The 2504-nt window shown below is 63.7% G+C and carries 1 protein-coding gene and 2 pseudogenes; all 3 read right to left on the bottom strand.

What is annotated here, in order from left to right:
• Positions 1-785 (bottom strand): annotated as a pseudogene (locus tag DI606_RS19995) (F0F1 ATP synthase subunit beta); the annotation flags it as partial.
• A 22-nt stretch (positions 786-807) separates the two neighbouring features.
• On the bottom strand, positions 808-1692 hold the full coding sequence (locus DI606_RS19990; RefSeq protein WP_293985748.1) for a F0F1 ATP synthase subunit gamma: 885 nt from the start codon (positions 1690-1692) through the stop codon (positions 808-810).
• 55 nt (positions 1693-1747) lie between these two features.
• Positions 1748-2504, bottom strand: a pseudogene (locus tag DI606_RS19985) (F0F1 ATP synthase subunit alpha); the annotation flags it as partial.

Below are 2504 nucleotides of genomic sequence, written 5' to 3'. Positions count from 1 at the left end.
AAGATGTTGTCGACGAAGAACAGCACGTCCTGGTTTTCGACGTCGCGGAAATATTCGGCGATCGTCAGGCCCGACAGGGCGACGCGGGCGCGCGCGCCCGGCGGTTCGTTCATCTGGCCGTAGACGAGCGCGACCTTGGAGCCTTCCGAAATGGCGTTGCCATCGGCATCCTTGGCGATGACGCCTGCGTCGAGGAATTCGTGATAGAGGTCGTTGCCCTCACGCGTGCGCTCACCCACGCCGGCGAACACGGAAGTGCCGCCATGGCCCTTCGCGATGTTGTTGATCAGTTCCTGGATGAGCACGGTCTTGCCCACGCCCGCGCCGCCGAACAGGCCGATCTTGCCGCCCTTCGCATAAGGGGCGAGCAGGTCGATGACCTTGATGCCGGTGACGAGGATGCTGGACTCGGTCGACTGGTCGACGAATTCGGGCGCCTTCGCATGGATCGGCGACTTGAGGTCGGTCGCGACCGGCCCACGCTCGTCGATGGGCTCGCCCACGACGTTCAGGATGCGGCCGAGCGTCGCGGGGCCGACGGGCACGCTGATCTGCGCGCCGGTGTCGGTCACTTCCTGACCGCGGGTCAGGCCGTCGGTCGAATCCATTGCAATGGTGCGGACGGTGTTCTCACCCAGATGCTGGGCGACTTCGAGCACCAGACGCTGGCCGTTGTTGCTGGTTTCCAGCGCCGACAGGATCGACGGGAGCGCATCGGGGAAGGTCACGTCGACGACAGCGCCGATGACCTGCGAAATGCGGCCTACGTTATTGGTGGTTGCCATGACTTTATGTCCTTGCCTGCACTTAGAGGGCTTCGGCGCCCGAGATGATTTCGACCAGTTCGGTGGTGATCGCGGCCTGGCGGCTGCGGTTGTACTGGATGTTGAGCTTGTTGATAAGGTCGCCGGCGTTGCGGGTCGCATTGTCCATCGCGGTCATCGACGCGCCCTGTTCGGACGCGTTGTTTTCCAGCAGCGCCTTGAACAGCTGGATCGACACGTTGCGCGGCAGCAGGTCGTCGAGGATCGCTTCCTCGCTCGGTTCATATTCGACCGTGGCGGGGATGGCGTTGCGGTCCGCGCCTGCGGGGATCTTCACCGGGATGATTTGCTGTTCGGTCGGAATCTGCGCCAGCGCCGACTTGAAGCGCGAATAGAACAGGTGCGCGACGTCGAACTTACCCTCCAGGAACATGGTCGAGAGTTCCTGCGCAATGGCCTGCGCCTGGGCGAAGCCGGGTTCCTTGACGCCGGTGGTGTCGTACTGGTGCACGATCTTGCCCGGGTAGGTGCGGTTGATCACCGGACGGCCCTTGCGCCCGATCAGGTAGAACAGCACCTTCTTGCCGTCGAGTTCCAGTTCGCGGGCCTTGGCCAATGCGGCCTTGACGATATTGGCGTTGAACGCGCCGGCAAGACCGCGGTCGGAATTGGCGACGACGAGCAGATGCACGTCATCCTTGCCGGTCCCTGCGAGCAGCGGCGACGCGCCTTCGCCCGATCCGCCGGCGATCTTGGTCGCAAGGCTCGCGACGACCGCTTCCAGCCGTTCGCTGTAGGGGCGCGCGGCTTCGGCGGCGGCCTGCGCCTTGCGCAGCTTCGCGGCGGCGACCATCTGCTTCGCCTTGGTGATCTTCTGCGTGGACTTCACCGAGTCGCGGCGAAGTTTCAGTTCCTTGAGGCTGGGCATGCTGCACCCTTCATGCCGCCGCCCCGAACTGGCCGGAGCGGCGCGTGAGTATCATTTAAGCGAAAGTCTTGCCGAACGCGTCGAGCGCGGCCTTGAGCTTGCCCTTCGCGTCGTCGCCCAGATCCTTGCTGTCGCGGATCGCGCCCAGCACTTCGGGATGATCGTGTCGCAGATAGGCCAGCATCAGTTCCTCGTAGCGGTTCACGTCCTTGACCGGGATCGCGTCGAGATAGCCGTTGGTGCCCGCAAAGATCGACGCGGTCTGCTCCTCGAAGGGGAGGGGCGAGAACTGCGCCTGCTTCAGAAGTTCGGTCAGACGCGCGCCACGGTTCAGCAGCTTCTGCGTCGAAGCGTCGAGGTCCGAACCGAACTGGGCGAAGGCCGCCATTTCGCGATACTGCGCCAGTTCCAGCTTAATGCTGCCCGACACCTTCTTCATCGCCTTGGTCTGCGCGGCGGAACCGACGCGCGATACCGACAGGCCGACGTTGATCGCCGGACGGATGCCTTGGTAGAAAAGGTTGGTTTCGAGGAAGATCTGGCCGTCGGTGATCGAGATCACGTTGGTCGGGATGTAGGCGGACACGTCGCCTGCCTGCGTTTCGATGATCGGCAGGGCGGTGAGCGATCCCGCGCCCATCGCGTCGTTCATCTTGGCCGCGCGCTCCAAAAGGCGGCTGTGCAGGTAGAAAACGTCGCCCGGATAGGCTTCGCGGCCCGGAGGACGACGCAGCAGCAGCGACATCTGGCGATAGGCGACGGCCTGCTTGGACAGATCGTCATACACGATCACGGCATGCATGCCGTTGTCG

This window comes from Sphingobium sp. (genome assembly GCF_003248505.1).
Lineage (GTDB): Bacteria > Pseudomonadota > Alphaproteobacteria > Sphingomonadales > Sphingomonadaceae > Sphingobium.
The sequence above is the reverse complement of the archived record's forward strand: the minus strand, read 5'-3'. Positions and strand labels throughout refer to the sequence as shown.

What these genes read in the sequence shown, in the direction of transcription:
- DI606_RS19990 (WP_293985748.1), bottom strand. Translation starts at nt 1,692, where the DNA reads ATGCCCAGCCTCAAGGAACTGAAACTTCGCCGCGACTCGGTGAAGTCC.